The 6,529-nt window shown below is 40.9% G+C and carries 5 protein-coding genes; 3 read left to right on the forward strand and 2 right to left on the reverse strand.

Annotated features, from left to right (window positions below):
* Positions 1 to 134 precede the first annotated feature (134 nt).
* Together AACT35_RS08415 and AACT35_RS08420 are read left to right on the forward strand one after the other, a co-directional pair.
* Positions 135 to 1,472, forward strand: coding sequence for a flippase (locus AACT35_RS08415; RefSeq protein ID WP_099239446.1), 1,338 nt, complete (start codon positions 135 to 137; stop codon positions 1,470 to 1,472).
* A gap of 14 nt (positions 1,473 to 1,486) precedes the next feature.
* Positions 1,487 to 2,569 (forward strand): glycosyltransferase family 4 protein, encoded by a 1,083-nt coding sequence (locus tag AACT35_RS08420; RefSeq protein ID WP_065711271.1) that lies wholly within the window; start codon positions 1,487 to 1,489, stop codon positions 2,567 to 2,569.
* Positions 2,570 to 2,618: 49 nt separating this feature from the next.
* Here the strand turns inward: AACT35_RS08420 and AACT35_RS08425 are convergent, their stop codons facing one another.
* Positions 2,619 to 3,470, reverse strand: coding sequence for a glycosyltransferase family 2 protein (locus tag AACT35_RS08425; RefSeq protein WP_099239448.1), 852 nt, complete (start codon positions 3,468 to 3,470; stop codon positions 2,619 to 2,621).
* 283 nt (positions 3,471 to 3,753) lie between these two features.
* On the reverse strand, positions 3,754 to 4,161 hold the full coding sequence (locus tag AACT35_RS08430) for a CAAD domain-containing protein (protein ID WP_012308044.1): 408 nt from the start codon (positions 4,159 to 4,161) through the stop codon (positions 3,754 to 3,756).
* Positions 4,162 to 4,532: 371 nt separating this feature from the next.
* Between AACT35_RS08430 and AACT35_RS08435 the strand changes: the two genes are divergently transcribed.
* On the forward strand, positions 4,533 to 6,529 hold a 1,997-nt coding region (locus tag AACT35_RS08435), incomplete at its 3' end, for a hypothetical protein (RefSeq protein WP_216820545.1).

Consider the following 6,529-nt stretch of genomic DNA (forward strand, 5'->3'; position numbering starts at 1 on the left):
GCGAATTTCGCTAATCTGACTCATGAGGGTTTGCTTGGTTATCTTCTAATTCCTATCAAACCCTCTCCCTCTATCCTTTTCAAGTTTTTGTCCTGTACTGAGAACACCATCATCTGACTCGACTTCTCTCATTTATGTTCAAAAGACTGTCGTTATTCAAAAAGCAGTTGATAGGTGAACAAAAAGCCATTTTGAGTAACATTTCGTGGTTGTCATTTGAATATGCTGTTCGGATGATAATCGGTTTTTTTATGAGTGCTTGGATGGCAAGATATCTAGGAGCTGCTCAATTAGGTACATTGAATTATGCCGGGGCAATTATTGTTTTACTTCACCCCCTATCCAAGCTTGGATTAGATACTTTAGTTATTCGTTCTCTAGTTAATTTTCCTCAAGAAAAAAATAAAATTTTAGGCACTGTATTTTGGCTCAAACTTGTGATATCTAGCATTATTTCACTTGGGCTTATTGCTACAGGAGTTTATCTTTTTTTGGGAACAGACAATACTGAATTTAGCTTGATTTTTCTAATACTAAGTTCAAGTATTTTATTTCAAGCTTTTGAAGTCGTTAATTTTTGGTTTTCTGCTCAAGTTCAATCTAAATATATAGTTGCCATTAAAATTCTTGTATTCATAGTTGTCACTCTCAGTAAAGTTGCGCTCTTAATTCTACAAGTTCCATTGATTTATTTTGCCTGGATTATATTTGGAGAAGCTGCTCTGGAAGCAAGTGGTTTTGTCTTAGTTTATCAATTAAAAAAATGCCCGTTCAAACTTGAATGGAATACTGAAATTGCAAAATCGTTACTTCATGAAAGCTGGCCCTTAATCTTATCTGGTTTGAGCATCATCTTATATATGAAGACAGACTTAGTAATGTTGGGGAGCATCGTTGGAGAAGAAGCAGTTGGCATTTATTCATCCGCAACTAAAATATCTGAAATATGGTATTTTATTCCTAATATAATTATTGCTTCAGTTTCCCCTTCAATTTATGCAGCAAAAGAAAAAAACAAAAAACAGTATTACGAAAAAATCAAAGACTTACTATCCTTTTTGATTCGTCTATCTTTGATGATTTCACTTCCTATTTTGTTCACTGCATCTCCTCTTATTTTGATGATTTATGGGCCAGAATATTTTGCTGCAGGGACAATCTTGAAAATTCATATCTGGGCAACATTATTTGTATTTATGGGAACAGGAACTTCTCCATGGTTTATTGCAGAGAAATTAAGCAATTATTCTTTCTGGATAACTTTTTCTGGCGCATTACTTAACATTATTCTAAATATCTTTTTGATTCCTAAATATTCTGGCGTCGGTGCAGCAATTTCTACAGTTATTTCTCAGTTATTTTCTGGATTTCTAATCAACGCTTTTTTTTCACAGACAAGAATTGTATTTCGTCTTCAATTAAATACTTTAAATCCATTAAAATTTCCAAAAAAAATCAATAAAAACACCTAAGATGCATCTTTAATATGATACTCGTCAACTTATCTATCTTATCTAAAAAGCCGACAGGGATTAGTATTTATGCTCGCAATATATCACCATACCTTTCTCAACTAAATTCTAAATTTCTTGTTTGTAATTTTGATGATCAATTTACAACTTTTAATTCTTATCTAATTCCAAAAGAACTTAGTCCAGATTTTGGCTTAAAGGGGCATCTTAAACGGCTATATTGGACTCAGCTTACTTTGCCAAAGATTTATCAAAAACTAGAATCAAACTTGATTTTTTCTCCTTTACCAGAATCACCTATTTATACCACTGCTAAAACTGTTGTTATGGTTCATGATTTAATTCCATTACGCCATCCAGACAAGCGATCTCCATTACACTATTATCAGAAATTTGTTTTACCTATTGTGTTAGATCAAAGTAAGCATATTATTTGTAACTCCCAAGCAACTGCAGATGACTTGATGAGTTTTTTCAATATTTCTGCTACTAAAATTACACCTATTCATCTTGCTTATAATCCTAAAAAATTTTACATGCAATCAAATAAGTCAAAATCTAAAAAGCCTTATTTTTTATACTTGGGTCGCCATAACCCACACAAAAATCTCCCTAGAATGATTAAAGCATTTTCTCTGCTTAAGGATAAAGAAGATTATGAATTTTGGCTTATTGGGCCTAAAGATAAACGTTACACACCACAGTTAATTGATTTGGTGAAAAATCTAGAATTAGAAAATCAAGTCTTGTTTAAAGATTATGTTTCCTTTCAAGACTTGCCTATGATTCTTAATCAAGCATTTTGTTTAATGTTTGTAAGCCTTTGGGAAGGCTTTGGTCTCCCTTTATTGGAAGCAATGGCTTGCGGATTACCTGTCATCACATCTAATCAATCTTCATTAGTCGAAGTGGCAAAAGATTCTGCCATCTTAGTAGACCCAAAAAATGTTCAAGAAATACGTAGTGCGATGGAACGCATCACCAAAGACGATAATCTTTATGCTGATCTAATGCAAAAAGGACTCCAAAGAGCAAGTATGTTTTCATGGGAAAAAACAGGACAAGAAACCAGACAAATTCTCCGGAATTTAAGTTGATTTTCAGGCTTGTTTTTTGATCTACTTTTTTAAGAGGCTTTAGGAGTAATTATTTAGAAGAAAGCCAACCATTTAATCTACCTTGAAAAATAAGCCAGTGGAATTTAGCCCGCCATCCCTGCATTTTAGTTGCATAATATAAAGTTCCCAAAATTGGTCTTAATAAAGCGATTGCAACAAACCAAAATGGATAACTATGCTTTTTTAATACACGGCCCGTTCCTGGAGCGTACCTTTTGGCGCGTACTAATGCTTGTTGATTATATTGAGTAATTGGTTCAAGATGATAGACTTTTATTTCTGGATCATAATGTAGTTTTTTATTTTGTGATAGCAAGCTTAGAAGATAATCAGTCTCATCCGAGCATTGCCAAGGAGAGTTTGCACCTGGTCCAAGTGTCTCGTCAAAACCTTGAATGTCATTAATGGCAGGGGCTTTCAGGAAAATGGATGATGATATTGCCCGTCGCCAAATATTAAATTTGTTGATTTCTCCTGCTGTACTGTCCCACTTAGTTGATGTTAAATTACCATCCAAATCAATTGTACAACCACATAATCCATCCCATTGTTCATTGTCAACAAACCATTTTTTAATGGATTCCAAAAGACTTTCTGAATACCAACAATCATCATCAGGAAAAGCAATGATATCTCCTGATACATAGCGTAATCCCAAATTCCTGCCTGCTGTTAATCCTCTTCGATTATGTTTTAAGTAAATTAGATTAAGCTTCTCTGTATAGGATTTCAATTTCTCTTTGAGATCGTTATTTTCATTTTGATCGACAATAATCAATTCAAAGTCCTGATGTTTCTGTTTTATTAAAGAGTGAATCAGACGCACGATTTTATCATGCCTATCTTCACCTAATGTGCTGGTGATTAAAGAGAATTTCATTTTCTAGAGAACACTTACAAAAAAATGGTTGAGGGTTAAAATATAGCAGTTCCAAATAAAAATATAAGAGTATTGCGACTTTATTTTCAGAACTACGTGCAATGAAGATTCTTTTATAAGAATTTATTTAATCCAACAAAACTTTCAACAGGGCATAGTTGGATTTTTAATTTTATAATTCTATTTTTACGATTAGAGAAAGCTGTTACTGACTATCTCTCTTAAAAATCAAAATTCCTCGGCACATGCCGAGGAGAGTCAAGTCCAGACGAGAAATCTAGGTTTATTTTTTACCCAACACTTGAGACTTAAGAGAATTGAATTCTGCTAGCAATTCATCACGGTTTGAAGCTTTAAGCAAATAGCGATAGACAAACCATGCTGTGTAAGAGATACCAATCAGCTCAAAGGTGGGCGCTAATAGGGGAATATCGTTAATGGCACCGATTAGTGCGAAGGTCAGCTTGACGGTGATCAAAGCTGCCACAATCAAACCGACGGTGATCAGGGGTTGCTTATAGTCGGCGAAAAATTTCCCTAGCTCCTCAGGCAGTTCAGACAGAAAATCCGTGATGGGTTTGACTGCTTCTTGCCAAGGCTGCTCGGTTTGGGGGGAGGTCATGGGACCGGGTGCTTCGTTGTTAAACGGAGTTGTACCAGTTTCTACTTGGGTTTCAGGCTGTTGTTCCATCTTTCAAACCTATCCTTAACGATTTATATAGTACAGAGTGGTGATGGGGCAGTCTCACTAGGATGCAGCGGAGGTGCCTTTCAGATTTTGAGTAAGGGACGAATGATGCCCATATTATCAGACATATCTATAAATCTCTGTCTACATCCTACTGAGAGAATCAAGAATAGCTGATATAAAACGGCCTTGGCGATATCTCTTCCTTAATTTATTGGAAAAGAACTTTGGAAAGGCTGTCAATTTTTTGGTTTGTACTGCGCTTAAACGCTTAAGATGCCTATGCTATGATGATGCCAATTTTTATGAAATCGCGTAGAACGTATCATAGATCTTAGCTATCCATGTCTGCAAAATTTTAGCCTCCGGTTTATATGAGCCAGAAACCTGATCCCTCGCAAGTGCAATCCGTTTCTTCCGTTGGCACCCAATCGCAGCCAGTGTTATCGACTGAAGCAGGTTTATCGGAAGCGTCTGGGACGCAAGATTTAAGCATGGAAACGACGGCGATCGCCAATGGGGATCCAGAGCAAGCAACGGCAGAGACAGAGACAGAGACAGAAATCCTTGGGGTTCCTCGTAAACGTCAATTTCTCTTGCCCAATTGGCAGTGGTTAGGATTGCTCTTAATTTTCCTATCAGGGGGGGTCGGTTTTCTGGCGACATCGGTTCTCCTGAGCTTTAATGGCAGCAACAATTGCAGTGCCCTGTTCTTGCCTTTAGCCTCCGCCACAACCCGCTTATATTGCGCCCAGATCGAAGCGGAGAAACAGACCCTTGCCAGCTACCTAAAGGCGATTCGGATGGTGAGTGGTTTTTCGGAGAATCACCCCCTCCGGGCGGATATTGACCGCAACATTGAGGTGTGGGTTTCGCAAATTATTGCCCTTGCTGAGGTGGAATTCCAGGCGGGAAAGTTGGATGAGGCGATCGCCATGGTGCGCGATATTCCCGAAAAGGCCGGTTTTCAAGCAGAAATTGAGGCCCAAATCACGGCCTGGGAAGACATTTGGCAAGAGGGAGAAGCAATTCTAGCTAGCCTGCAACGGCAACTCGAAGCAGGAGATTTAAGCCAGGCGATGCGGACAGTCGTCCAACTCAGTTATTTAGACAACCGCTACTGGGCTACGGTGAAGTACGATGAGGCCATGGCGCAAATTCAGTTGGCTCGCAAGGAAACGGAGCAGCTAGAAGGGGCCTATGCAGCCCTGCGTCGGGGCGGTTTAGAAAATTGGCTCCAGGCGATCGCCCAGGCGAGCAACATTAGCCAAGATAGCTATGCTTACCCCCAAGCCCAACGTTTAATTAGTGACGCCCGCGAAAAAATCATTGACTACACCGACAACATTATTGATGAACGCCGCTGGGATGACTTACTTGCCCTCTGCGATCGCCTACCGGATCAACTGAACCTCGACAACGTGGTGGTCGATTGGCGAATTCTGGCCCAAGCTGGCCTTAGGGCGAACCAAGGAACCGTTAAGGATCTCGAAACAGCCCTGGTGCAAATCCAAAGTATTCAGCCCGCCAGTGCTGTCTATGACCAGGCCCAAGGTCTGATTAGTCGTTGGCAACGGGAAATTGAGGACGTGGCGCTCCTAGAACAGGCTGAGGAATTGGCCCAGGGGGGAAATATCGCCGACTATGAACGGGCGATCGCCCAGCTCAACCGTGTCCCCTCAGGCAACCCCCGTTACGATGAAGCCCGCCAAAAAATTCGCCAATGGCGTCGCCAAATTGAAATCGCCGAAGACTCTCCCACCCTGGCCTATGCAAAAGATTTAGCGGCGACCAATCGTCTCCAGGAGGCGATCGCCGAAGCCCGCACGATCCAATCCGGTCGCGCCCTCTACAACGAAGCCCAAGAAAATATTCGTCAGTGGCGCAACACCATTGAACGGACTGAAGATCAGCCGATCTTTGACCGAGCTGTGGCCCTTGGCCAACAAAAACGCTTCGATGAGGCGATCGCCGTTGCTAACCAAATTGCCCCGAACCGTGTTCTTTATGACGAAATGCAGTCTAGGGTCAGGAGTTGGCGTCAAGAACAAACCGCGATCAATAATCTGAATCGCGCCTACCAAGTGGCCAATGGCAACTCCGTCTCTGCCTGGGTAGAAGCCATCAACCTTACTCAAGAAATTCCCAGCAGCGCTAGCCAACTGCGGGCCGAAGGAAAACAGGCCGCTGACCAATGGAGCTATCGGATCCTCTCTGTGGCCCAGAGCCAAGCCAATATCTCAATCCCCCAGGCGATCGCCACCGCCCGCCAGATCCCCCGCAATACCGCTGCCTACGACGCCGCCCAAACCCAAATCAACACCTGGCAACGTCTCACCACCCCCAGCCCTAGTCCCCAAACCATCGACGT

The sequence above is a fragment of the Synechococcus sp. BDU 130192 genome (assembly GCF_963876085.1).
Taxonomy (GTDB): Bacteria; Cyanobacteriota; Cyanobacteriia; order Cyanobacteriales; family MRBY01; genus MRBY01.